At 40.1% G+C, this 25,108-nt stretch carries 21 protein-coding genes; 15 read left to right on the plus strand and 6 right to left on the minus strand.

The genetic code is table 11. The features are described from left to right. The 3 genes from NT136_03765 to NT136_03775 form a co-directional block, all read left to right on the plus strand. Positions 1-1,764, plus strand: a 1,764-nt coding sequence (locus NT136_03765; protein ID MCX6766045.1) for a glycosyltransferase, incomplete at its 5' end; no start/stop codon positions are given. A gap of 67 nt (positions 1,765-1,831) precedes the next feature. Beyond that, positions 1,832-2,809 (plus strand): glycosyltransferase family 2 protein, encoded by a 978-nt coding sequence (locus NT136_03770; GenBank protein MCX6766046.1) that lies wholly within the window; start codon positions 1,832-1,834, stop codon positions 2,807-2,809. 466 nt (positions 2,810-3,275) lie between these two features. Beyond that, positions 3,276-3,926 (plus strand): transposase, encoded by a 651-nt coding sequence (locus NT136_03775; GenBank protein ID MCX6766047.1) that lies wholly within the window; start codon positions 3,276-3,278, stop codon positions 3,924-3,926. A gap of 81 nt (positions 3,927-4,007) precedes the next feature. Here the strand turns inward: NT136_03775 and NT136_03780 are convergent, their stop codons facing one another. Together NT136_03780 and NT136_03785 are read right to left on the minus strand one after the other, a co-directional pair. Further along, positions 4,008-4,547 (minus strand): hypothetical protein, encoded by a 540-nt coding sequence (locus NT136_03780; protein MCX6766048.1) that lies wholly within the window; start codon positions 4,545-4,547, stop codon positions 4,008-4,010. Positions 4,548-4,595: 48 nt separating this feature from the next. Then, the gene (locus tag NT136_03785; GenBank protein ID MCX6766049.1) at positions 4,596-6,158 is read right to left on the minus strand and encodes a hypothetical protein; all 1,563 of its coding nucleotides are present in this window, start codon (positions 6,156-6,158) and stop codon (positions 4,596-4,598) included. Between the two features lie 89 nt (positions 6,159-6,247). Between NT136_03785 and NT136_03790 the strand changes: the two genes are divergently transcribed. From NT136_03790 to NT136_03825, 8 genes are all read left to right on the plus strand, one after another. Continuing rightward, the gene (locus NT136_03790; GenBank protein ID MCX6766050.1) at positions 6,248-7,624 is read left to right on the plus strand and encodes a DUF4012 domain-containing protein; all 1,377 of its coding nucleotides are present in this window, start codon (positions 6,248-6,250) and stop codon (positions 7,622-7,624) included. Positions 7,625-7,700: 76 nt separating this feature from the next. Next, entirely contained in the window at positions 7,701-8,639 is a 939-nt protein-coding gene (locus NT136_03795; GenBank protein ID MCX6766051.1) for a glycosyltransferase family 2 protein, read from the plus strand. Between the two features lie 17 nt (positions 8,640-8,656). After that, complete coding sequence (locus NT136_03800) at positions 8,657-9,028, plus strand: four helix bundle protein (protein MCX6766052.1); 372 nt, start codon at positions 8,657-8,659, stop codon at positions 9,026-9,028. A gap of 41 nt (positions 9,029-9,069) precedes the next feature. Continuing rightward, positions 9,070-10,377 carry a UDP-glucose/GDP-mannose dehydrogenase family protein gene (locus NT136_03805; protein MCX6766053.1) on the plus strand — a complete coding sequence of 436 codons (1,308 nt, stop codon included), beginning with the start codon at positions 9,070-9,072 and terminating at the stop codon, positions 10,375-10,377. 22 nt (positions 10,378-10,399) lie between these two features. Next, complete coding sequence (locus NT136_03810; protein ID MCX6766054.1) at positions 10,400-11,509, plus strand: metallophosphoesterase; 1,110 nt, start codon at positions 10,400-10,402, stop codon at positions 11,507-11,509. A gap of 74 nt (positions 11,510-11,583) precedes the next feature. After that, a complete protein-coding gene (locus NT136_03815; protein MCX6766055.1) occupies positions 11,584-12,729 on the plus strand; it encodes a glycosyltransferase family 4 protein in 1,146 nt (381 codons plus the stop codon). A gap of 160 nt (positions 12,730-12,889) precedes the next feature. Then, entirely contained in the window at positions 12,890-13,876 is a 987-nt protein-coding gene (locus NT136_03820; GenBank protein MCX6766056.1) for a lysylphosphatidylglycerol synthase transmembrane domain-containing protein, read from the plus strand. Between the two features lies 1 nt (position 13,877). Continuing rightward, positions 13,878-14,882, plus strand: coding sequence for a lysylphosphatidylglycerol synthase transmembrane domain-containing protein (locus NT136_03825; protein ID MCX6766057.1), 1,005 nt, complete (start codon positions 13,878-13,880; stop codon positions 14,880-14,882). 140 nt (positions 14,883-15,022) lie between these two features. On the opposite strand, the gene NT136_03830 is transcribed toward NT136_03825, so the two are convergent. After that, positions 15,023-16,942, minus strand: a complete 1,920-nt coding sequence (locus tag NT136_03830) for a glycosyltransferase family 39 protein (protein MCX6766058.1) — start codon at positions 16,940-16,942, stop codon at positions 15,023-15,025. A 59-nt stretch (positions 16,943-17,001) separates the two neighbouring features. Between NT136_03830 and NT136_03835 the strand changes: the two genes are divergently transcribed. Continuing rightward, entirely contained in the window at positions 17,002-18,534 is a 1,533-nt protein-coding gene (locus tag NT136_03835) for a hypothetical protein (protein ID MCX6766059.1), read from the plus strand. 11 nt (positions 18,535-18,545) lie between these two features. Here NT136_03835 and NT136_03840 read toward each other — a convergent pair whose 3' ends face one another. After that, entirely contained in the window at positions 18,546-18,686 is a 141-nt protein-coding gene (locus tag NT136_03840; GenBank protein ID MCX6766060.1) for a hypothetical protein, read from the minus strand. Between the two features lies 1 nt (position 18,687). Here NT136_03840 and NT136_03845 point away from each other — a divergent pair, with 1 nt between their 5' ends. The 3 genes from NT136_03845 (at position 18,688) to NT136_03855 (ending at position 22,803) form a co-directional block, all read left to right on the plus strand. Next, complete coding sequence (locus tag NT136_03845; protein MCX6766061.1) at positions 18,688-20,214, plus strand: hypothetical protein; 1,527 nt, start codon at positions 18,688-18,690, stop codon at positions 20,212-20,214. 94 nt (positions 20,215-20,308) lie between these two features. Next, positions 20,309-21,814 (plus strand): hypothetical protein, encoded by a 1,506-nt coding sequence (locus NT136_03850; protein MCX6766062.1) that lies wholly within the window; start codon positions 20,309-20,311, stop codon positions 21,812-21,814. Beyond that, on the plus strand, positions 21,787-22,803 hold the full coding sequence (locus NT136_03855) for a metallophosphoesterase (protein ID MCX6766063.1): 1,017 nt from the start codon (positions 21,787-21,789) through the stop codon (positions 22,801-22,803). Before NT136_03850 ends, NT136_03855 begins: the two co-directional genes overlap by 28 nt. 92 nt (positions 22,804-22,895) lie before the next feature. Here the strand turns inward: NT136_03855 and NT136_03860 are convergent, their stop codons facing one another. Further along, positions 22,896-24,362 (minus strand): flippase, encoded by a 1,467-nt coding sequence (locus NT136_03860; GenBank protein ID MCX6766064.1) that lies wholly within the window; start codon positions 24,360-24,362, stop codon positions 22,896-22,898. 66 nt (positions 24,363-24,428) lie between these two features. Further along, positions 24,429-25,100: a hypothetical protein gene (locus NT136_03865; protein MCX6766065.1), complete on the minus strand. Its 672-nt coding sequence runs from the start codon at positions 25,098-25,100 to the stop codon at positions 24,429-24,431. Positions 25,101-25,108: the final 8 nt, after the last annotated feature.

The raw sequence follows: 25,108 nt of genomic DNA on the forward strand, positions 1-25,108 counted from the left end.
GATATAGTTGTCAGTCTTGGAAGGGGCGCAATTGAAGCAATGGCTTGTGGCAGAAATGTTATTATCTATGATATTCATGGGGGAGACGGCTTAATTAATGAAGATAATTTTTTTGAAATAAGAAAAAATAATTTTTCGGGAAGAAGGTTTAGAATAAATTATAATGTGAATAAATTTAAAGAAGAAATTTTAAAATATAATCCTAGAATCGGAGAAAAATTAAGGAAGTTGGTTTTAAGGGAAAATTCAAAAAATGCGATTTTGAAAAAAATTGAAGATATATATAGAGATGCCTTGTATTATGATATTGAAAAAGCTGTGGAAATTAAAAATGTGTGCAATTACGAGAAAAAATTAAAAGAACTTCTAGAAATTTCTAAACAAAAAGATCAAAAAATTAGTGAACTTTATCAAATAATCCGACAAAAAGTTCAGGAAATAGCTAGTTCTAATCAAGTAATACAGAAAAAAGACAGAGACATAAAGGTTATGAAATCATCTAAATTTTGGAAATTAAGAGAAAAATATTTAAAGCTGAAAAAAATACTATTATTTGCTGACAATACTAGACAAATGGTGACTAAACCAGCGTCTAATTATCTGACTTCTGTTATTATCACCGCTCACAATTATGGCAAGTTTTTGAAGGATTGTATTGATTCGGTTCTAGAACAGACAGTGAAACCCAAAGAAATAATAGTAGTTAATGATGCTAGTAATGACAATACTGATGAAATAGTAAAAATTTACGAAAACAAAGTGCAATATTTTAAGGTTGATTTTAAAGATGCACAAAAAGCGAGAAATTTTGGCTTTTCCAAGGCAATCGGAGAATATGTAGTTTTTTTGGATTCAGATGACTATTTCTATGAAGACGCTATTGAAAAAATGCAGTCAGAAATGGAAAGTAATCCAGAATTGAACCTCGTTTATTCTGACAGGACAAATTTTGGCGATGAGACAATTTTAAAAAACATAAATCAGGCATCTAAGTGGTCTTCCGAAAAATTTAATTATGGTAACCTAAAAACTCATAATTATATTCCCCTGCCATCACTCATAAGGAGAAAAAAATTTAAAGGGTTTGATGAAAGAATAAAAAGATTTCAGGATTGGGATGCTTGGCTTACGCTTTTGAAGAATGGTAAGGCCAAGAGAATTACTGAACCACTATATTTTGCCAGATTTCATGGAAAGAATAAAACTTTCACCGTAAATAAGTATATAGAGAAATTGAAAATTTTGCATAAGCACAACATTATCAAAATGGCAAGGGTAAAGGATAAGCGCGAGAAATTGATCCTGGAGAGAACAGTAAATTTATCAAAAAGTAGGATAATTTTCCTAATTTCTATCCAAATTGATATTTCGTCCATTAAAAAATTTCTTTATTCCGTAGATAAATATCATCAAAATAAGAATTTTCTTTTCTATTTAATAAAGAACAATCAGGAAGAAAGTAACATTTTAGAAATAACACACGTCTTAGAAAGGACTGGAATAGAATATCGTATAGTAAGAAAGTATAATATTGACCAAGTCGTCAAGTTTGTTAAAGAAAACAGCATCATTCCCCTTTATGACGCTGATTATCTCGTGATGTTTCGCCGAAGTAACAATCCAGATTTAGCTAATTTTATTCCTGGCAAAGAGATCCACGCCCTTTACGATTGTGAAAAAGATATATTGTCAGTTAATTCCCTGGACGAAATAAATGCCCTTGTCCTTAATAAAAGGGGAATCGGAACTTTAATTGGTTTGTAATAATGGCTACAAATGACTATGTCGCTCTCGTTCTAAGAAATAAATAACAATTTATTCAATAGGAAAAATGAAATTAGAAACATGCATTGTCACGCCAACTTATAACCAAGAGGATTTTACCATCCGCTGTTTTGACAGCATTCGCCGGAACACTGGCGTTCCCTACAAAATTATCTGGATTGATAATGGTTCCACTCCTAAAAGCCGGGAAAAGGTTAAAAAATTTCTTGAAGAAAATAAAATTCCGTATGAGGCGATCCTTAATGAAAAAAACCTCGGCTTCGTCAAGGCCACCAACCAAGGAATGAAAAAAGCGCTGGAATTAGGCACACCCTACATTGTGCTTCAGAACAACGACACGGAGGTCTATGAAGGATGGCTGGAAAGAATGATTGAAGTAGCAGAAAGCGATCCTCACATTGGCATCGTCGGTCCTATTACCTCGCCCTGTAAAAGCTGGCAGTCAATTATTAACTTACAGATAAAAGTCCCGACTTTTTCAAATCTTCCTGAATATAATAATAATTCTGAAGAATATGCTAAGAAAATAGAGAGGTTGTATCAGAAAGAGGAAATGGAGGTAAAACACATGGTAGCATTTTTTTGTACCTTGATAAAAAGTGAATTAGTAAGACAAGTGGGACTGCTTTCTGAAGAATATGGAACGGGATTTGCTGATGATGACGATTATTGTTATAGAGCACGGCAATCCAATTGGAAAATAATGCTGGCTATGGACGTTTTTGTTTTTCATAACCATAGAACCACCTTTAAATCAAGGTTTAACGAAGAAGAAATTAAAGAAATGATAATGAAAAATGTCACTCTCTTCAGAAGTAAATGTAACAACGAAGAAGACCGTTCTGGTAAAGTGTTTAAATTTTGGAAAGTGATCAATAGATATAATAAGTTAAAATGTTTTGATCGACATTATTTTTTTAGTTTATTTCGCAAAGCGTATTGGGTGCTTCATCAACAGGGACTGAAAACCTTTCTTCGCTATACTTGGAAATACCTTATTTATGGAAGAAAGTATTTTAGGTAATGTTCTGTTATTGACTGATTTGTAAGTCATCAAGTTTAGCGGTTTATTGCAACAAAAAACACCCGGGAGGGTGTTTTTTATGTTTCAGAAGATTTCTTTTTACTCCGTTTCTAATTAGTTTTTATTTGAGTCCTCGTCTAAAATTTCTTCGGTAATTCTGTTTTTACAGGTTTCTTTAACTGTGGCATTTTTGATTGTAGAGCAATAGCTGCTGGAAAAATTCATAAGTTTTTGCATAAGATAAAAAGCCGCTTTATTCATTAATCATAAAATCGAGATTCGACCTCGATTACTTGCCTTTTTAACGCCACTTTTTAATATCCGCTACCATCAAGCCCCCGATTTGAGGACCGTCCTCGAATTCGAAGTCCTCGAATTCGAATTATCCGAATTGACTCAGATTCGAGGACCGTCAGATTCGAGGACCGTCCTCGACTGGAAATCAGGTTAATGGTATTATAGAAACATGCAAAGAAGAGAACCTCTTGTTTTGGATGAGTATTACCATATTTATAATCGAGGCGTTGAAAAGAGACAAATTTTTTCCAGTGCGAGGGACTACTCCAGATTTTTAGATTCGCTGGTCAATTTCAACACCAATCTTCCCAGCTGGAAAGTAGGAGGACCCGCCCCGAAAATCGAGGACGGTCCTCGAATTATCAAGCCGGAGGAAAAACTGGTTGATATTGTTTCATATTGTCTAAATCCGAATCACTTTCATTTAATTTTGAAGCAAAGAAAAGATCAGGGAATTACCACGTTTATAAAAAAAGTTTGTACCGGCTACGCAATGTATTTCAATAAAAAATATGATCGCTCCGGTGTTTTGTTTCAAGGAAGGTTTAAATCTGTTTTGATAACTTCCAATGAACAATTGCTCTATGTGTCCGCTTACGTAAATTGTAACAGCGAGATTCATGAGCTTTCCCAAGCAGAAAATTACCCTTGGAGCAGCTTCAGGGTTTATCTTGGAGAAAAGGACAGGATAGGATTAGAAAAAGAAATCGTTCTGGGTCAGTTTAGTGATCCTGCTGAATACAAAAAGTACGCAGTCGAACAGATTAAAATAATAAAAGAAAATAAAAAAGACCGCGAGGCGGATGTGGAACTTGAGTGATTACACTCGAGGACCGTCCTCGAATATATCTTCCGTCACGCGGTTTTCGCAGGTGTTTTTTATGTTTCAGAAGATTTCTTTTTACTCCGTTTCTAATTCGTTTTTGTTTGAGTCCTCGTCTAAAATTTCTTCAGTAATTCTGTTTTTGCAAGTTTCTTTAACTGTGGCATTTTTGATTTCATCGCAAATCTTAAAATCCATTTTGGTGACAGCCATATCTTTCAGGCAATAGTCCTTTTCCAATCCATTCGTATTTTGGCAGTCATCGGTTATTTTTTTAATTTCCGTAAATCCGCAAACTTGCCGGCAGTAGTCCAGATTTTTCCCTTCAAAGCCGGCGCACTCATTATCGCAATCTTCCGAGTCAATTTGAGGCAGAGCTTCTCCGTTTTCGGAAGAAGCTTTTTCCTTCTCCATTGAAGGCGATTCGGTTGTTCCATCCGGACTTGTTTTTTCTCCCTCTGTGTTTTTTTGCACTTCCGCTTGAGGAATGGCGGATTTTTCCTCAACAACAGTTGGGGAAGGGAAATAGCGAACCCTCACGACTTTATAAGCCCAGTAGGAAACAGCAAGAAATAAAATAATAAAAAATCCTAAAATTATTTTAGAGCGTCTACGCAAAGTGTTTGTTTCCGATTAATTTATTAACCCGCTAAACCCATTAACTGCTTAATAAATCTTCGCGATATTTACTCCCGTGAGATAGTATTTGATAATCCTGTCCCATCCCCAGTCATGCTCGCCGGCGACATGCAGCGCTCCATGGGCGCTGATGCCGACCATATGATTGCCAGCCGCCACCAATTGAGATGTAGTCATGGTAGGATGCTTGCCATAAGGATCTTTGACTGACTGGCACCAGGGGTAGTCATCGGAGCCCCAGCGTTCCTCAAAGCTTCTGGTTCTGCCATCAGTCCAAGAGCTGTAGGGCGACAGGGCGATTTCGTCTTTGTATTTACTGATCTTGCCTTTGGTTTCCTGGACCGCCTGCTTTATTTTCGGATGATCCTCCTCCCATTCGTAGCCGGAGTAAATCTGGCTGGAAGAAGTGGAAGTGACTTTAAATCCCTCGGTGGCGTATTTGGTGCTGTATTTGATTTTCCAGTAGCCGTAGGTGCGGTAAACCGTTGCCATAGCGCGGTTGTAATCCGCGTCTCCCGTGCCGGTAATTTCTCCATTGCCCCAGGCATATTGCTCAAGCGGCAAATTATTTATTATCCAAATTTTCTTGGTTGTGCTGCTGTAGCGAACTTTTATTTTTCCCCGGTATTTGTCAAAAGACGAGGAAGGACGGTGGGCGTCGAAAATCATGGAAGAATTGTTACCGTCTACCGCGTCAAAGCGAATCTCTTTATCCACGATGGTAGATGAGATTGAATTATAAATTTTCAGTTTTCCGTCGCCATTATATTTGACTCTGGTTTCCGCACCAGCTGAAACCTTGGCGATTATTTTTCCATCTTTGTTTTTAATGTTGTAGTTTTTATTAGCGTGGATCCTAAAGGCCTCGTCCTCAAGTTCGCTCCTTGAATGACTCCAGAGCCCCACGCTTATTTCGGGGCCGTAAGTTACGCCACAAGAAGTTTCGTCGGCGGACAAGTCGGCGCCTTCTTCCGGCACCCACCAGGCGGTGCCCTCGTCTTTCCATTGTCCGCTAAAATTATTAAGAAGGCAGTTTCTCTCGCCGGGGCTGGTGGTGAAAAAGTGTTTGTGGTATTTGGAATCGTAGAGACGGTAAACGGCGGTTAAACTGTCGCTCTTTTCGGTGTAAGCGTAAAAAGCGATTCCCTCGTATTTCCATTCATAATCGGAGTAGTTTGAAATCAATTTGTCTTTCTCCGTTTGAGAAATTGTGTAGAAATGAGATCGATTTTTGCTGCTCCAAAAACGGTAAACGGGCTTAAGATCGCCCTCCTGATTTTTGTAGGCATAAAATTTAATTCCTTCATACTTCCATTCGTTGTCTGAATAATTAGCGATTACTTTATCTTTCTCGGTTTGCGAAATGGTGTAAAAATACGCCTTATTATTTGAGCTGTAAAAACGGTAAACAGGGGATGATTCAGCGGCTTGAACGTTTTTTAAAGGCAAAGAAAGACCCAAAAAACAAAACAGTGACAAAAAAACCGGCAAGAAAAGCATAATCTGGACTCTCTTGCCAGCTGTTATTAGTGAAAATAAGTTGTTTTTTTGTTTTAATTCCATTTTCCCCATTATAGCACTTTTTGGCATTTTTTGCAAAAGGCCTGTTATCGCCGAACCATTGATTATTCTTAATTTTTCTGATATTATACTATTATTGGTTAAATTTTTCAAGGCCGATGATGGGAAATAAAAAGAAATTAGCGCTGATGGTTTTTGCGGCTCTTTTGATCCTGGGAAGCGGCCTTTTTGTTTTTTTGCAAAGGCAGGGATATTTCAGCAAAGAGCGGCTTATTGTCGGATCGCTGTCCGCCTTTGAAAAAATGGCGAAGCTTTTGCCTATCGGGAATGACACGAAAAAAGAAATAGAAACCGTAAATAATCTGGTTCAGGAAGTCACAAAAAAGGACAATGTCAAGAGAAGATATCTTCTCCTGCTTCAGAATAACATGGAATTGCGCCCTGGGGGAGGATTTTTAGGCCAGTACGCCGTTATCACGGTGGAAAATGGGGTGGCGTCTTCGCATTTCGTGGAGGATGCCAATCTGCTTGACCAGAGAATAAGCGCCAAAATAACGCCTCCTTATCCGTTCCAAAGAATGATGGGTCTAAAAAAATGGAAATTCAGGGACTCCAATTTTTCCCCGGATTTTCCGACTAATGTTGAAAAGGCCAAATATTTCTTCCGCCTGGCAGGAGGAAACAGCAATTTTGACGGGGTTATCGCGGTGAACGCGACGGTGCTCAATGATATTTTGGCTATCACCGGACCGATAACCGTCGGAGGAATTGAATATAACAGCCAGAACGGATTTTTGAAGCTGGAGGAGCAGGTTGAAAAAGTGTACATCTATAATACGGATTTAGACACCCAAAACAGAAAATGGGTAATGAAGAAGCTCGCCGACGCTGTTATGGCGAAGCTTATGAAGCTCAATAATATTCCCAAAATCGCCGATTTAGTGCTGGAAGAACTGCGCAACAAGGACATAATGATTAATTTTACGGATTCGGATTTGCAGAAATCAGTGGAACAGGTTCATTGGGACGGAAGGGTCTCCCAGGACTGGGGAGGCGATTATCTTATGGTTGTTGATGCCAATATGGGAGCTTTGAAATCGGATTATTACATCAAAAGGGAAATTTTTTACGAAGTTGACCTGACGGGGGAAAAGCCGACGGCCTATCTTAAAATAAATTACACCCATACCGCGACGCACGGCGACTGGAGGACCAGTGATTATCATTCATATCTTCGGGTTTACGCTCCCAAGGGCGCGAATCTTTTGGAAAACAAAATGGTAAGCTATCCGATCGTTAAAGATGAACTGGAAAAGACCTCCCTCGGCTTTATCTGTCACGTACTTATTGCCCGTGGAACTCCCGCTGAAATCAGATATGAGCTTCCGGAAAGCGTGAGGGAAAATTACAAGCTTCTTGTCCAGAAACAGTCCGGTGTCGGAGATGTTCCCATCCACATAAAAGTGAAGACCAGAGACGGGGAGGTTGCGCACGACGGAATCCTTAAAAAAGACCTAAAATTGGAGTTTAACTAGGATTTCCAGCAGCGCCTTGTAAAAAAGGGAAATATCTAATAAAATTAAATTACTATTCAATTTTTTACTGATAAATATGCCGGAAAATCCTTATTTATCAATAATAGTTCCTCTTTACAATGAGGAGGAAAACGTCAAAGAGCTCCATCGCCGGATCGTGGCGGCTTGCCGGAAAATTGGTGGGGATTTTGAAATTGTGTTCGTGGATGATGGTTCGACCGACAATACCACTGGCGAGTGCCGGGATCTTTCTCCCCTCAAGTTTATTCAGTTCCGCAAGAATTTCGGACAGACCGCCGCTTTTGACGCTGGAATAAAAAACAGCCGGGGAGAAATCATCGTGACTATGGACGGCGATCTGCAAAACGATCCGGAAGATATCAGGTTGCTGCTGGAAGAGCTGGGAAAGGGCTACGACGTTGTTTCCGGCTGGCGCTGGCGCAGACATGACCCGCTGGCGAAAAAGATATTTTCCCGGGGAGCCAATTTACTTCGCAAAATTTTTGTCAAAGACAAAATCCACGACTCGGGCTGCTCTCTCAAGGCCTATCGGAAGGAGTGTTTTGAAAATGTGGATCTTTTCGGAGAAATGCACCGTTTTATTCCGGCGATTTTAGAACTGCAGGGATTTAAGATAGGAGAAGCGAAGGTCTCTCACCATCCCCGCCTTCACGGAAAAACCAAATACAACTGGAAACGGGCCATCAAAGGGCTGGTAGATATGATTTCCATCTGGTTTTGGAGAAAATATTCCACAAGACCCCTGCATCTTTTCGGGGGAGGAGGAATTATTTTTTCTTTTGCGGGAACGGCAATTCTTATCTGGATGGCGATTGAAAAGATATTTTTCGGGGCATCGCTTTCAGAAAAGATCTGGCCCCTCATCGGCATCTTTCTGATTTTGGTTGGCATCCAGCTTTTTGCTTCCGGACTTCTGGCTGACATTTTGATCAAAAATTATTACAAAAACAGAAATCAGATGAATTATTCGATAAAAGCAATCATTGAGTCATGAAACATATAACATGAAACATGAAACAAAATAAAGCAAATTTTCACAAAATACTAAAAAATAAATTAGACGAATTTGCCTATCTGATATATAAAACTACAAAAGAATTCCCAAGGGAAGAAATATACGGAATTATTTCACAATTGCGTCGAGCGGCACTTTCAATAGTCCTTAACTATATAGAAGGATATGCAAGGATTGGAGACAGGCAGTTGAAAAATTTCTTACAGATGTCTTACGGTTCTCTAAAAGAAACAAAATACTTGTTGTATTTTTCAGAAAGAGAAGGATATATTAAAGATGAAGATTATAAAAAATTAATTAATTTGTCTGAAGAAATAGGAGCGATGTTGTGGACAACGATTAAGGGCATAAAGAATAAATGCGAATAGTTGTTGTTACATGTTAAATGCTTCATGTTTCATGAACTAACATGAAAATTGGAATTATTGGCACTGGTTACGTCGGCCTTGTTAGCGGAACTTGTTTCGCCCAGTTTGGCAACGAGGTTGTTTGCGTTGATAAGGATAAGGATAAAATAGAAGCGCTGAAAAAAGGAAAGATTCCCATTTACGAGCCGGGTCTTGAAGAAATGGTGAAAGAAAATGTTTCGGAAGGGCGGTTGTCTTTCACGACTGATTTAGCGGAGGCGGTGCCGGAAGCCCAAGCCGTTTTTATCGCCGTTGGGACTCCAACTTCCCGAAGAGGAGATGGCTATGCCGACCTCTCTTATGTTTACGCCGCCGCCAAGGAAATAGCGCCGCATATCAAAAATTACATGGTGATAGTCGACAAGAGCACCGTGCCGGTGGGAACTGCCAGGCAGGTGAAAAGAATAGTGAAAGAAGAAAATCCCAAAGCGGATTTTGATGTGGCATCAAACCCCGAATTTTTGCGAGAAGGCGCCGCCATTGATGATTTTATGCATCCTGACAGAGTGGTAATCGGGGTGGAAAACGATCGAGCGGCTGAAATACTTCGCGAACTTTACAAGCCGCTGTATCTGATTGAGACGCCGATGGTGATAACGAATCTGGAAACAGCCGAACTCATAAAATACGCCTCCAATGCTTTTCTGGCGACCAAAATCAGCTTTATAAATGAAATAGCCAATCTATGTGAGAATGTCGGAGCGGACGTGATTGCTTTAGCCAAGGGAATGGGTCTGGATAAGCGAATTGGATCGAAATTTCTTCACCCGGGACCGGGCTATGGCGGTTCCTGCTTTCCCAAAGACACGCTGGCGTTGATGAGAATTGCTCAGGAGCACGGCTCACCAACCAGAATCGTGGAAACCGTAGTGGAGGTTAATTCCGCTCAAAAGGCGAGAATGGTAAGGAAAATCAGGAAAGTCCTGGGCGGCGACGAGTCCGGAAAAACCATTGCTGTTCTTGGCCTTACCTTTAAGCCCGAAACCGATGATATGCGTGAAGCCCCGGCTATTACGATTCTTCCGGCCCTCCTTGAAAAAGGAGCGAAGATCAAAGCTCATGATCCGCACGGGATGGAAGCGGCTAAAGGGCTTATGCCGGATGTAGAATACGTGAGCGATCCTTATGAGGCGACTAGAGATGCTGACTGCGTAGTGCTCCTGACTGAATGGAACGAATACCGGGCTCTCGATCTGGACAAATTGAAAAAATTAATGAAGAGCCCTCTTTTTATTGACCTTCGCAATGTCTATGAGCCCGAGGCGCTTAAAGAAAAAGGATTTGAATATTTTGGGGTGGGAAGAAATTAATAACTGAAAAGTTTTTTTAAAGATGGTTAGTTATCACAAGCGTTTGGCGAAACAATTTAGAGTGATGATGACAGCCGTTTTTTTTCTGGTTGCTGTTTTTTTGTTGGCCGGCTGCCAGCCAAACGATAGCCAGATAGGAAGTTACACGCCGTCTCTATCAATGAAGGACTTAAAATCGTTCGGCGAGAAATTTTATCAGTCAATTTCTTTCGGGAAAAAAGAGATAAAAAACGAAGAGCCGGCTATTAAAGTAACACCTATTGAAGCGAAAACAGAGAAAGCTCCAGTCGATGAAAGCGTCGATAATAGCGCTAGCGGAGAAAACAATGACGCGACAGGAGAAACAGCCCAAAGCCAGGCCGGCCAAGAGAATCAAAATAAGCAAGATGAGCAGTCAACTCCTTCCGAAAATCCATCCAGAACTGCTGACCTGATAATCGGCATTATGGCCGACGCCCATAGCAGCCCGGAAAAAGGATTTGGGAGCATCTTCACGTTTGGGCAAAGAATGAAAGCCACTAAACCCGATTTCGTGGTGCAACTGGGCGATTTTATTGAAAGCCGAATTGGCTACGCGCCTAAAAAAAGAGAGCCGGCATTAGCCGACTTTAGGAAGGCAAATGCTAATTTGGAATACACGCCCAAATATCATGTCATTGGCAACCACGAGATGCTAAGTTTCAACAAGAAGGATTTTGAGAATTTAACCGGGCGCAATAACTACAACTCATCAGTGGTGAATGGATATCAGATTATAATTCTGGACTCAATGTATGAGTGTGACGGCGGAAAAATAGAATCGGACGACGACAAACCGGGGGCTTACATGGGTTGTCTTCCGGAGGTAGAACTTGACTGGCTGGCCAAGAAAATAAAAAGCAGTGATCGCAATATTATTTTTGTTCATCACCCTCTTTATAGTATTCGCGGAAAGGAAGGAGTATTGGAAATTCTGGAAAAATACAAAGACAAGATATTGCTTATTGTCAGCGGCCATAAGCATCGAGCCCGCAAGTCGAAACTCGAAGGAATAACTTACATTGACACTCCCTCTCTGAATTTTCAGCGGCAATACGTGATAGTGGAAATTAACGGCGAGAAACCATCCGTTTCTTTCAGAAATCTTTACTAAAAAGAGGTTAAAAAGGAGGTTGAACCTCCAATTGGAGGTTCAACCTCCAAGTAAGAACCTCCAAGTAAATTCAAATGGTCAGAATTTTATTTTTGAATTATGAGTATCCACCGCTCGGCGGCGGAGCGGGAAACGCCACCTATTATATTCTCAAGGAATTAGCCAAAAATCCAGATCTTCAAATTGACCTGGTAACTTCTTCGGTTGGAAAATATAAGACTGAAAAAATCAGCCCAAATGTGGCCGTCCATTACCTTGATATCGGAAAAACCGGAGATCCGCATTATCAAAAAATAAAAGATCTTATTTATTATTCGATCAGATCATATTTTTATGCGAAAGATCTAATTAGAAAAAATAAATACGACCTTATCCATGCCTTTTTTGGCATTCCTTGCGGATTTATCGCCATGCTTCTCGGACTTCCGTATATTGTGAGCTTGCGGGGAAGCGACGTGCCCGGCTACAATGAAAGATTTCGTTTGTTTGACAGGATATTTTTAAAAACAATCAGCCGGCGGGTCTGGAAAAAAGCTCAAATAGTAACGGCTTTGAGCCAGGATCTGTTGAATTTAGCGAGATTCACTGATAAAGATAAAAAAATAGAAGTTATTTATAACGGGATTAACACCGATGAATTTTATCCCGATGAAATCGCCCTTAATAAAGAAAAAAATTTTAATATCCTTTTTGTCGGGAGGTTGATTAAGAGAAAAGGATTGATTTATCTTCTCGATGCTTTTATAAATCTGCAGAAAGTTCATCCTCATATAAGGTTGATTGTGGCGGGAAGCGGACCGCTTATGGATTGTTTTAAAAATTATTGCATTAAAAATAATATTTCAGAAAAGGTGAATTTTTTAGGAGTGCTGGGGCATAAAGAATTGAATAAGGTTTACCAAAAATCGCATGTTTTCGTCATATCCTCGCTCAATGAAGCGCTGGGAAATGTGACGCTTGAAGCTCTCGCGGTTGGTCTTCCGGTTATAACCACCAAAACCGGCGCAGCCGAATTGATTTCAGATAACGGAATTATTGTCGAAAAAGGATCATCCGCCCAGATAGCGCAAGCTTTGGAAAAATTAATAAACGATGAAAGTTTAAGAAAAAATATGGGTGCCAAAAGCCGGAGAATCGCTCTTGGCATGGGGTGGCATAATGTTGCTTCGAAGTATTTGAAAATATATGAGACAATTGCTAGGAAAAATGAAAATAAATAAAACGGCAAAAATAATTTTGAAAAGCTGATTGTGAACGCGGAGTTACACCAAAAAATGACGCAAAATAGCCGAAAAAAGGCAAAGTCAATAAGCTGGAAAAAAATTTCACAAGAATATGCGGAGTTGTACGAAAAGATAAAGCGTGAGCGTCAAGACCACCATGATAAATAAAATTTATAATTCATTTCGCCCTGAATCGGCAAAATCTTCTTTGGTCTCCAAAAAGAAAAGGGTTTTTAAATTTTTTCTGAAACTGGCGGTCAGCGCGGGCCTGGTTGTGTGGATTATCTTTAAAGTTAATTGGAGCGAGGTCTTGATTTATGTAAAAGAATTGATGGTTTGGCAGATCCTGCTTTACGCGAGTATATTCATAATCGGAGTCGTTATCTCCAGCTATAAATGGAAACTGCTGGCGGAGACCAAGGATATTCGTCTTCCTCTTTGGAGTTATTTCAAATTTTATCTCACTGGCGCTTTCATTAACAATTTTATGCCATCTTTCATTGGGGGAGATACCTACCGGTCCTACCAGACAGGGAAGGCCTCCAATGATCGTTACATCGAAGCGGCTTCAACCGTACTAGCGGACCGGATCACCGGGTTCATCGGAGCGGTAATTTTGGCAGTAGGATTCAGTATCATTAATGCCAAGACGGTCTTAAACAATCCGCTGCTGATTATTATAAATGTCCTGCTGGTGGCTTCGTTTGCTACTGATATTATCATTCTCGGAATCAGAAAGTTGCCTGTCTGGCCGACGATAAAGAAATATATTCCCGGAATTATTTTGCGGGTGGCCAGAGAAATCAAAAGCTTTGATCGACATTCCAGTGTCTTAAAAAAGGCAATTTTTTGGGGAGTTATTTTCAACGTTGTCGGCGTGGGGATAGAAAACTACATTCTTTTTTACGCCTTGGGAATTAAAATCGGCCTGATTAATTACTGCACGGTGATATTTCTCATTAGTATTGTTTCCGCTCTTCCCATCAGCATCAACAACATTGGGATCAAAGAATGGGCTTACATTACTTTTTTTGGCATTTTCGGAATCGGGGCTTCGGCGGTAGTAACAGTGGCCATTATCAGCCGCTTTCTTCAGATGATCATAACTTTTGCGGCTTTACCTATTTACCTAAGAAATAAATAAGATGATGATTAATAGTTTCAAACAATTTATTAAAACAAACAAGCGAAAGTTCCAGTTCATCGCTGTTTTATCCGTTACCATCATTTTGGTGCTGCTTATTATCCTCAAAGTTGATTGGGGAGAAGTTAAACTTAATATTATAAAGATAACCTGGTGGCAAGTGGCGCTCTATTTCATTGTTTCTATTTTTTCAATTGCTATTGCGGCCTACAAGTGGCGATTTTTGGCAAAGTACAAAAGCATAGACCTGCCCTACAAGGACTTTTTTAAATATTATCTTACCGGTTCTTTTATTAACAATGTCACGCCGTCCATAATCGGCAGTGATACTTACCGGGTATATGCCATGGGAAAAAAAGAGAAAAAGTACATTGAGTCGGTCTCGGTGGTTCTTATGGACAGAATAACCGGATTAGCCGCCCTGATGATTTGGGCAGTTTTTTTCAGCGTTTTAAATTACAAGGAAGTTGCGGACAGGCCAGTTTTATTGATGGTTAACGCATCACTGATATTATTATTTTTCGTATTCTTTGCGGTTTTAAAATCGCAAAAATTCATTTTTTGGCAAAAATTAAAAAAATATCTTCCCAATATAGTAATGAAGATTTTAAGAGAAATAAAACACTTTCGCAGTGGTGGCGGGGTATTGCCCAAATCAATTTTTTTGGGAATGGCTTTTAACTTGGTCTGGGTTGGCTTGGCCAATTACGTAATTGTCAGGGCGCTGGGAATTAATTTGGGACTTCTTAATTATTGCTCGGTAATTTTTTTGATTAATATCTTGTCTTTGGTGCCGATCAGTATTAACAATATTGGAGTCAAAGAATGGGCATATATCGCCCTTTTTGGCTGTTTTGGCGTGCCGGTAACAACCGCCGTGACAGTGGCTATCATTTCCCGGTTTCTAATGATGCTGGTAAGTTTTTTGGCGCTGCCGGTGTATTTTAGAGAAAAGGGAAGCTGGGCTGCTTCGCCGGTTGAAAAAAATGAAGCTCCTCGCAGTTAGCTGCGAGGTATCTAGCGAAATTCGCCGAAGCCCTTTTATTATCACTGGAACTTTCTTAATATATTTTGCTTTCATCTCCGCGACAAGCTGCTGAGTATTTAAGCGGAGGAGAATGAGATCGGGTAATTGACAAATGAAGTTTAATTCTCTGCTTTGAATATTTTGATATAATTTCCCGGACGGCCGTCAATGTCAAGTTCCCAGACGGGATTGGACTTTTCGTAATACTGGCCAGCCGGGACATAGCGTTTTTCACAAATTCTTTTACGGCGGTTGCACCAATAATCGTATTTTATTTTTCCCTGTTTAGTAAGAATAAAATAGTCAATACGATTGGCTCCCTGCGCTAGCGCGTAATTATCATAAGTTGTTCCCTTGAAAAAGTTGCTGAAGCCGTAGTAATCAGTCCAAGCGGTAAGATTTTCAGCGTTGGGGAGAGAATTAAGGAACTGGGCGGCTTCATAGCCGCCATACCCCCAAGCGCCGGTTACAGCGTATTTTTTGGGTAACAAATCACTTGTGTAATTGAGATAAAACGGTCTGATTTGCCACAGACCTATGAAGCTCGCTCCCAGAAGAACCAAAGAAATCCATATTTTTTTGACTCTTTCCAATTTTTTAAGAGAAAAAAATTCATAAATTCCAATAGCAGCAAGAATTGAAGCCGCTGGATAAAGCGCAATGCTATAGCGAATAGTCGCGGGAAGACCTTTAGCGACCAAAGCCAAAAAGTAGACGACGATAAAAAGCGACAAGATTATTATCAGAAAAAAATTATTTGTCTTTTTAAAAACACATTTAATCCAGAGAAAAATAATTGAAATCAGCACCAATGGGGTTAGGGAAAAAACAAAAGGATAAAACTGATAAAATAACCTTTCGTAAATCCGGGAACTTTCAAAAAATTGCTGTTCATAGGCCGCGTAATCTATTATTTTGTCCGGGTTAAGGATAAACTGATTCGCATTCCAGTTGACTATTACTATCGCAAAAATGACAACTAAAAAAATAGGAACAATTTTAAACACTTTTTCTGAATAACTGGAAACGCCGGCTAAAATTTTTCTCAATATCCGGCTTTTAAATATTAGTGCGTCTCCGGCAAGCATCAATAGAGCCGCGAGAATCGTCAATATTATTTTTTTCATACCGGGATATCCAATGGTGTAATCCAAAAAGACCTGGCGGTCGGCAAAAACCGCCGGCATAAAAACGGAAAAGACAAGAAGCGATCCGACAAGCGTCACCAGGTAAAAAAAAGATATTTTTAATATTTTTTTGTGGATTTCAATTTTCTCTTTCTCCCAGCGGGGAAAGTTAAACAAAAAAAAGATAAAAATGGAAAGAAACAGAAAAGGGAAAAATACAACACTTACGAATTTAGTAAGAAGCGAAAGTCCGAGAAAGAAAGGGGAAAAAATAATAAATTTTTTTTCCTCTGTTTTTAAGTAAGCCAAAAAAGAAAGCAGTGCCGCTGTTGAGAAAAGCCAAAAGAGGGCGTCAGCATTGACGATCTGGGATATTCCAACAAGGATGGGGGAGAGAAGCATTAGTGAAAATGACCAAAAAGAAATCCAAAAATTGCCGGTAAGTTTTCTGATAATCCAGAAAAGGTAAAGTGAAAAAATACCGGCAAATATTAGGATAGGCAGGCGAAAAGCAGTAAATATTGATTTGATTTGGTCCGGACCGCTTCCCGCCATATCTTTTTTGGCGGAAAGAATATGCTTGAAAGGATTGTTTTCCTTAAAAAGCGCAACGCCGGAAATTAAAGCCACCGTAACGCCGGGCTTGTTGCTAAGTATCGTATTTTTCCATTCATGGGGAGAAAGGCTGTGCCAGTATTGGTAGACCCGATAGTAAACCCAAAAATGCTCATCAGCCGTGACGAATTCTGACAGATGATAAAATCCGAAAGAAAAGTAGATGACGTAAACGGCAAAAATCAAAAATAAAAAAGCAGCTTTAGCGCGGAAGCCGGATTGCCCGGACTTATTTTTTGTTAAGTTGATGATATTTTTGTTGTGGTTTATAATTAATTTATCCCAAAAATCCTCCATATTCTCTTAGTCCTAATTTTATAATATCCGATTGTTATCGTAAAGCGTCGCCTTTTAGTATGAAAAAAACAAGAATTTTTGCCATATTGATTTTGATAATCCTAATCGGAGGCGCACTCCGATTTTACAAGATTGGCGCCAATTCTTTTTATAAAGATGAGTTTTTTGAACTTAATGCTTCATATGGCTATTTCAAGGCAGGTAAATGGCTGGCCTGGGATTTTAACAATAACCAGCCGCTGGGTAATGAGTTTCAAGAAGGTAAGGAGTGGAGCAATCAACGCGCCCAATCCTACCGAATACAACTAGCCACCCTTTATCGCTTTGCCGAACCCACAGAGGCCAATACCAGAGCGATAAGCGCCATCTGGGGGGTCTTGAGCATTATCATTGTCTATTTCATAACCCTTTCGTTCACTGGCAACGTTTATGTCGCACTTCTGGCGGCGTTTTTGACAGCCGTGGGAGAATCAGAAATACTGTTTACCCGTCGGCTGCGGATGTATGCCATGCTTTTTCCCATTTATCTCATTTTTTCGTGGACGGTGTATAAACTATACGAGTCACACTATCGGGGAAAATTTTCTTTTTTCCGGAAAATTTACCAGAAATTGGAAATCAATCCGGCCTATCTTCTGCCAGCGGCGGTTGCCGGACTGGTGTCTTATGAGATCCACGAACTTGCAACGAGTATTATTGTGGCTCTCACTGCTTATTGCGCCATTTTCGCGGTAAAATCATTATTTAAGGGAAAAATAATAAACAAATACTCACTTACTCTGCTGGCTGCCTTCATTGCCTATCTTATCGCCAATGTTTTTTTCAATGACGCCATTAGGTTGCTCAAAGAATCGGTGAGTTTTCTCAATCGAAGGGATTATGATTACGTCAAATTTTATTTTACTGATTTCAGGTATTTGCCTGCCGGCGCGGCTTTGATGGTTTTGGGTTTCTGGTTCCTGGCCAGAAAATTGGGAAAAGCTAGAGAAGCGATTTTTATCGCGGCCTCCGCCTTTGCCCCGCTGGCCTTTGCCGTTTCATCCTGGACTAGGGAACCGGCGCATCGCTATGTCTATTTTATCCAGTCGTTCGGGATAATTTTGGCGGCCGCCGGAGTTTTCTCGCTGATCAGTTTTTTTTCCAATAAATTTCCGAAATACAAAAAAGCGCTGGCAGTGGTTATAATAATTTTATTCTTGGCGGCACTGGACTTTTCCTATATTTATGGAAAAGAAAATTTTTATAAAAAGATGGAAAACGCGACACATGTCGATTTCAGGCAACTGTTTTCCTACGTAAAAGAAAATCGCCAGCCCCAAGACGTTATGATTACCCGGGCCTATCGCAGCTACTATTTCCCGGGAGAAAAAATACCGGTCTATGATATCAAAGGAATGGATTTTGAAAAAGGAAACTGCCGGCAATTATTCCAGAAAATAATCAGTGAAAATAAAAGCGGCTGGATAATCCTGCCGGAAATCGACAATCTCTCGGTTTGCAAAGACGGGAAGCAGTATTTATACAATGAGTTAAAAGGTCTGAAATCAAAAGAAATTCCCGATCGAGTGTTTGTTTACCGGTGGGGAAATTAAAAAACCGAATGTCATTCCGGACTTCCTGCCCGTCCAGCAGGCGGGGATCCGGAATCCAGAATAAAAATAAGGATTATTTGCTGGATTCCCGCTTCCGCGGGAATGACATAAAAAGCTAGTATTTTATCGGAATGTGTAAGTCCTAATAACATTATGAAAAAATTTTTTTTAATTACACTTTTTATCATCATCCTTCTTGGCGCCGGATTGAGATTTTATAAGCTGGGCGCAAGATCATTTGACCGGGACGAATTTTTTGAACTCAACACCTCTTATGGATATTTCAAGACGGGAAAATTTCTGGCCTGGGACTTTAATAATGAAAAGCCGTTTGAAGGGAACTTACAGGACGATACCAGCACCGAGCGGGCCGAGATATTCCGCTGGCAGTTGGCTCAATCATATAGATTTTTCGAACCTTCAGAGACAAATACAAGAGCGGTAAGCGCCGTCTGGGGCATTATCAGCATAATTCTCGTCTACTTTATCACTCTTTCTTTTACTGGAAATAAATATATAGCGCTTATTGCTGCTTTTCTTGTCGCGGTTGGGGAGTCGGAGATAATTTACAGCCGGCGGCTGCGAATGTATTCAATGTTTTTCCCAGTTTATCTCTTTTTTTCCTGGCTGGTTTTTAAATTTTACGAAGCAAAATACGGGGGAAAAATAAAATTGTTCCGGATGATTTCAGAAAAAATAGGCTTTAATCCGGTTTATTTCCTCCCGGTTCTTGCAGTCGGTATTGCAAGCTACAATACCCAGGTTCTTACCGCCAGCATTGTCGGCACTATTTTCGTTTATTCCTTGGTCAATCTCACTGCCTCCATAAGAAAAAAGTCCTATTTCAATAATTATTCTATCACCCTTATCGCTATTTCAGGCGCTTATTTAGCAGCGAGCCGCCTTCCTGCTCTCCATAAGTTTTACAAATTAGCCAAGAAAAATCTGAAGCTTTTCGTGGAAAATTATAGTTACTTCAGTGGTTATTTTACGGATATGGTCTTTCCAGCCGTTGGTTTTATTTTGCTGCTCATTGGCGTCTGGTTTTTGGCAAAGAAACTGGATAGAAAAAAAGAAGCGGTTTTTCTTTTTTTGTCAGCCGCTGTTCCGCTGGCGGCGGCGGTATTCACCTGGTCGCGGGATCCGGCTCACCGCTATATCTATTTTCTTCAATCATTCGGAATAATCCTGATCGCCGTCGGCATTTTTGCGGCAATTTATTTCATTTCCGGTAAATTTTCAAAATATCGGAAACCGGTAATTGTGATTACGCTAATTGTTTTTACGGCTTTGATTAGTTTTAAGTATTTGGCAAAAAACAGCGAGGTTTACGGTCATACCAAAAATTCTTATTATCCTGATTTTACCAAAATATTTTCCTATATTTTGGCAAACAAAAAACCGGAGGATGTTTTTGTCACCCGGGCTTACCGCAGCTACTACTTCCGGAGCCAGAAAATCCCGGTTTATGACACTCAGGTACTTCCTCTTGAAAAAAGCGACTGCCGGGAGGTCCTTGAAGATATAATCAGTGAAAACAAAAGCGGCTGGGTGATTATTCCCAAAGTGGACTATGTCTCGTTGTGCAAGGACGGCCGGCAATACTTGAGTGAAAATCTTTCTCGGGTGAGGGCTGACGCGATACCGACTTCAGCGCCCGTTTACCGGTGGGGAGAATGATCGCATTTAAAAAATAATAGTATATACGTAGTATATACTATGATATATACGACACATATACTTCATTTCAGGGTCTAAAACACGTTGACATTTTATGTCTAATAAAAAAATTTTTATTATTCTGCTGGCAATCCTTATTCTTGGAGGATTTCTTCGCTTTTACAAACTCGGCGAACAGCCGTTTGTCACTGACGAGTTTCTGGACATTAATGCCGCCTATGGCTACTACCAGACAGGAAAATGGCAGGCCTGGGATTTTAATCTCGGCCAGGTAAGTCAGGACCTTTATGGCCTGCGCGATGAAAGGACTTGGCTTTATCGCTGGCAGGTGGCGCAACTTTTCCACTGGTTTTCGCCCACGGAGGTGGCGGCTCGTTCGGTAAGTGCTGTTTGGGGGCTAATTAGCATCGTTGTCTTATATTTTGCCGCCACTTATTTTACCAAAAGCAGGACTGTTGGACTGATATCCGCTTTTTTGTTTTCTGTCAGTATTTCGGGAATTGTTTTTGACCGTATGCTTCGGATGTACTCTATGTTTTTCCCGGTATTCTTGCTTTTTTCCTGGTTTCTTTTTCGCTTTTTGGAAGAAGAATATAAAGGAAAAATTGCGCTGGTAAAGAAAATTCAGACCGTTGCGGGAATAAATGCGATTTGGCTGGTGCCGGCGATAGTAGCGGGCCTTGCAAGCTGGCATCTTCACCCGCTAACCATTAACATATTTATTATTTTGGTTTTGTACTTTATTATCCAAGCTGGAGCAAATTGGTATCAAAAGCGGTCATATGTAAATAAATATACCATTATGCTTCTGCTGATGCTGGCTGGAGCCGCGGGATATTATCTTTATAATCCGAAAAATTTTCTTTTTTATTTCAATTTGCTTGATTTTTTAAAGAATAATCTGAGTTATTTTTCAGCGGCGGTTTCTGATTGGAGTCATTTGATTTTGTCCTACAGTTTTATTTTACTCGGGCTGTTCTTTCTTGTTAAAAATTCCGAAAGCAGAAAAGGAGCCGTCTGGCTGGCCGCGTGTTTTTTATCAATTGTTGGCATGGCCGCTTTTTTTTGGAAAATGAGCTTTGGGCCCCGGTTCATTTTTTTCGCCAAGTCATTCGGAATCATTCTTCTTTCGTCAGGAATTTACGCGCTGGCGATTTTCCTCAAGGAGAATTTAGCGCGTTATAAAAATCAGATTTTTGCGGCAGTAATGACCAGTGCGCTCTTAGTGGTTCCCAATTGGGCATATTTTTTCAGCCAGGAAAACTCGTACAGTCGATCGGAAAATAGCCCGGATTACCGAAAGGCCTTCCAATATTTTCTCAAGAAACGCGGGGCTCAAGATATGCTTGTAACCAAAAATTTTCGAAGCTTCTACTTTCGAGATGCCGGCGCCAAGGTCTACAATATAAAATCAAGAAAAATTGATCTGGCAGAACTTCACGATATACTTGCCGCCAATCGCAGCGGATGGGTCGTAACAGGTGATGTCAAAGGCGATTTCGAAAAAGGCGCGATTGACTTTATGGAAAATAATTTTAAGAAAAAGGAGACAGGGGGCGTCAATTTATACCGATGGCAAAGTCCAGAAGAAAAAAATTAATCCGTTTTTTAAAGGCCGGATTTTGGAGGCGAGGCCTTAAAAAAGTCAAGGCGGTTATTTTTCCTAAAAAATTGTCGGGCTTTCGCGCGAGGATTTTGGGAATTTCCATTGTCTCTTTTTTAGCGCTGACAGTAATTGTTTATGGCGAATATTCATTCTGGAGCGGACTTGAAATGCCGGAAAAGGGGAAGGATTATTATTTCATTAACGCTTACGCTCGGCAAGCCGTGTCGATCAAAAAGCCGGTGCCGGAAAATCAGGAGAAAAAGATGCCGCCGCCCGATCTTAAACTCACCGTTGTGGCGGACGCCCACGTTGGGATAGAAATCGGTTATTCAGGCCTTCAGAAATTTATGAATGCTATGGCCAAAGAGAAGCCCGATTTAGTAATTGATGCCGGGGACCTTATTGAAAGCCGGATAAGATATGAAATAATCCCACCGCTAAGCGCGCAAAACGAATTTGAAATGGCACTGGGAGCAATCGGAAGAAAATATCCCGTTTATCACGCAGTAGGAACTCATGAGCTGTTCAGCTTGAAGAAAATTGATATCAAAAGCATTACCGCCAGCGAAAGCTATTATAATTTTAATTTCAAAGGATATAATATAATTATTTTAGACGCCAATTTTACCCGGGACGGAAGAGACGTTGAACCGGCAAATGCCGTGCCAGGCGCCTACACGGGCTTTATTCCCCAAAAAGAAAAGGACTGGTTGGAGTGCCAGCTCCGGAGTCACAATCAGAATATTATTTTTAGTCACCATTCGCTTTATAATATTAAAAACTTGGCGGAACTGGAAAATATTCTGAAAATGTATAAAAAAAGAATCATTATGACAGCCAACGGCCACAAGCATAGAGCCGAAATAAGAAAATTCGGTGGAGTTACAAATTACGACCTACCTTCGCTTAAGTGGCAGGAAGCATATAGCATTATTGAAATTTACGGAATGAGTGAGAAAGTGTCGTTTGTTGATCTTGAGTAGAAATGTCCGGCTTATCGCGATGAATAACTACGGTATGACTCACTACCATATTACGTAATATGGTAGTGTTTTAATATGGCTGATAAATACGATTATTTTTTTCTAGGCAGAAGTATTTTTTTGAATGTAAGGATATCTTCTTTAGTGAATTCTCCTATGATATAAAGAAATAAAACGTAAATTCCACTAAGGATTATTCCCCAAAGGATAAAAATCCATTTTAGCGGGGGGAAAAGGAGCGAGGCGGCGAGCATTACCGAGGCGGCCAGAAGAAACTTAAGGAAATGGCCTAGTTCCATAAGTTTATTAAAATGCTTTAGCACGTAATATATGATAATCGCCGTTATAAAGATTGACGTTATAGTCGTCGCAGCAGCCGAGCCGCTGATACCGTATTTGAGAACCAAAATATAATTTAAAATTCCGTTTAAAACCATGCCGGCAAAAGATATCCACATCGGTATTTTTATTTTTCCGGCCCCGTTCAGGGCAAAACTCATAACGTAAAAAATTGTCAAGAATCCAATGCCCGCGGCGAGAATTTGAAGCGGTAAAACTGCGTCAAGATATCTATTCCCGTAAAATAATTGGACCAGCGGCTTGGCATAAACAGCCATTAAAATTACAAGCGGAAGAAGAATCATAATCATCATTCGGAAGGTTTGGATAATTATTTTACTTGTTTCCTCGTGTTTATTCTGGGAAGTGGTGCGTGATATTGAAGGCAGCATTACCATGGTCAAGGCGTAAAAAAGATAGTAAGGAATGCGGGCGATAGTAAGCGAACCGTTATAGATTCCGGTTAAACGGTCATCGCCCAAAAGCGCTTTTACGAAATAAAGGTCGAGGGAAATAAGAATTTCGTAAAAAAGCATAAAGAGCGTAACCGGCCAGGCATAATCCAGAAGTTTTTTCCAGTCAAAAGATAAGTCAAATTTTTTTGGAAACTCTTTATTGATTCTCGTTTTATCTATCAACCAAGCAGTGATAAAAACCGATGCCGGAGCCAGAATATAAGCCGATACCGAGCCCTTGAGACCGAAATAATAAGCCAGCCCTATGACGAATATAATTCGGGCGAATGACCGGACAATTTTCAAAGTGGCCTGGAGGTTAAAGCGGTGGATGCCGATGTAATAATAAAGATAAAAAGAAGCGGCGGCAAAAGACGGGATAATGAGCGATGAAATTCTGAAAAGGGGAGTGAGCGTCGGATCGCCGAGAAGCAGCGAAATTAGCGGAGCGGTGAGGAAAAAAACGATAGTCACGGCGCCAATGAGAAAGAACTGGAGATATGCGGCTTTTCTTTTAATCACCAGGACAAACTCGGGCTTTGTCTCGAAAATCTCGCTTATGTATTTGCTCATAGCGGTGGGAATGCCGTTTCCGATAAGCATGATTATCATGGTGGTGAGCGTCACCACAAGCCCGTAGCGCCCGTAATCGGAAGGGCCTAGCATCCGGCCGAGAACGGAGTGGATGATATAGCCGGAAAAGTTAAAAAAAATTTCCGCTATGGTAAGAAAAAGCAGTGAAGATGTAACGGATTGTCTTCTCATAAGCTCCTACAAAATTACAAATCATACTACAAATCTACAAATTTTTGTAAATTCATTAGACTCAAATTAATATGTCTTATCTTTTATTACAAGGTTTTTTATTTCATCAAATATTTCTTCTTGATTACGATTTCCGTTAATTATAGTTAGGTTAAATTCTCTAGCGAAATTATCATACAGGTCCTTTTTCTTTTTTAAATACTCAATTCCCTGATCAGGAATTCTTTCCCGCTGCATTATGATTTCCGGATCGGATTGAAGGTAGATTGCCAGAGCAGATTTTACGATATTGTCATTCCGCACTTGATGCGGAATCCAGGAAAATTTTTCTAGATTCTTGCTTTCGCAGGAATGACGTTGCTGCACAAGGTATGCGATATTCACCACGCTGTCATAAAAATACCGGTCGCTTAAAATATAATCGAAACCCTGATTTTCCAGTTTTTTAACCAATCTTTTGAATCTTGCCAAATCAATAGATAAAAAAATTTTTCTTAACTGAACAGTGATCCAACCTGCGCTGGTATTACTTTTTTCTTTTATAACACTTATTTGCGGCCGCAGTAATGTGTTATAAAATATTTTGAAACGATTCGCTATTTTATTCCCGAAAGAAAATTCAACCGCGTGAAAATAAAAAACGCGTTTTTTTTGCGCTTCCAAGTAATTTTTCAGCAGTTCAGTTTGGGTGGACTTTCCCGATCCATCCAGACCGGAGATAGTAATAATTTTCAGCATAACGCATT

Source organism: Candidatus Moraniibacteriota bacterium (assembly GCA_026396275.1).
Lineage (GTDB): Bacteria > Patescibacteriota > Minisyncoccia > Moranbacterales > JAPLXC01 > JAPLXC01.

Coding starts and splice junctions, on each gene's coding strand:
- NT136_03770 (MCX6766046.1), top strand. CDS start 1,832: ATGAAATTAGAAACATGCATTGTCACGCCAACTTATAACCAAGAGGAT.
- NT136_03775 (MCX6766047.1), top strand. CDS start 3,276: ATGCAAAGAAGAGAACCTCTTGTTTTGGATGAGTATTACCATATTTAT.
- NT136_03785 (MCX6766049.1), bottom strand. CDS start 6,158: ATGCCAAAAAGTGCTATAATGGGGAAAATGGAATTAAAACAAAAAAAC.
- NT136_03790 (MCX6766050.1), top strand. CDS start 6,248: ATGATGGGAAATAAAAAGAAATTAGCGCTGATGGTTTTTGCGGCTCTT.
- NT136_03795 (MCX6766051.1), top strand. CDS start 7,701: ATGCCGGAAAATCCTTATTTATCAATAATAGTTCCTCTTTACAATGAG.
- NT136_03800 (MCX6766052.1), top strand. CDS start 8,657: ATGAAACAAAATAAAGCAAATTTTCACAAAATACTAAAAAATAAATTA.
- NT136_03805 (MCX6766053.1), top strand. CDS start 9,070: ATGAAAATTGGAATTATTGGCACTGGTTACGTCGGCCTTGTTAGCGGA.
- NT136_03810 (MCX6766054.1), top strand. CDS start 10,400: ATGGTTAGTTATCACAAGCGTTTGGCGAAACAATTTAGAGTGATGATG.
- NT136_03815 (MCX6766055.1), top strand. CDS start 11,584: ATGGTCAGAATTTTATTTTTGAATTATGAGTATCCACCGCTCGGCGGC.
- NT136_03820 (MCX6766056.1), top strand. CDS start 12,890: ATGATAAATAAAATTTATAATTCATTTCGCCCTGAATCGGCAAAATCT.
- NT136_03825 (MCX6766057.1), top strand. CDS start 13,878: ATGATGATTAATAGTTTCAAACAATTTATTAAAACAAACAAGCGAAAG.
- NT136_03830 (MCX6766058.1), bottom strand. CDS start 16,942: ATGGAGGATTTTTGGGATAAATTAATTATAAACCACAACAAAAATATC.
- NT136_03835 (MCX6766059.1), top strand. CDS start 17,002: ATGAAAAAAACAAGAATTTTTGCCATATTGATTTTGATAATCCTAATC.
- NT136_03840 (MCX6766060.1), bottom strand. CDS start 18,686: ATGTTATTAGGACTTACACATTCCGATAAAATACTAGCTTTTTATGTC.
- NT136_03845 (MCX6766061.1), top strand. CDS start 18,688: ATGAAAAAATTTTTTTTAATTACACTTTTTATCATCATCCTTCTTGGC.
- NT136_03850 (MCX6766062.1), top strand. CDS start 20,309: ATGTCTAATAAAAAAATTTTTATTATTCTGCTGGCAATCCTTATTCTT.
- NT136_03855 (MCX6766063.1), top strand. CDS start 21,787: ATGGCAAAGTCCAGAAGAAAAAAATTAATCCGTTTTTTAAAGGCCGGA.
- NT136_03860 (MCX6766064.1), bottom strand. CDS start 24,362: ATGAGAAGACAATCCGTTACATCTTCACTGCTTTTTCTTACCATAGCG.
- NT136_03865 (MCX6766065.1), bottom strand. CDS start 25,100: ATGCTGAAAATTATTACTATCTCCGGTCTGGATGGATCGGGAAAGTCC.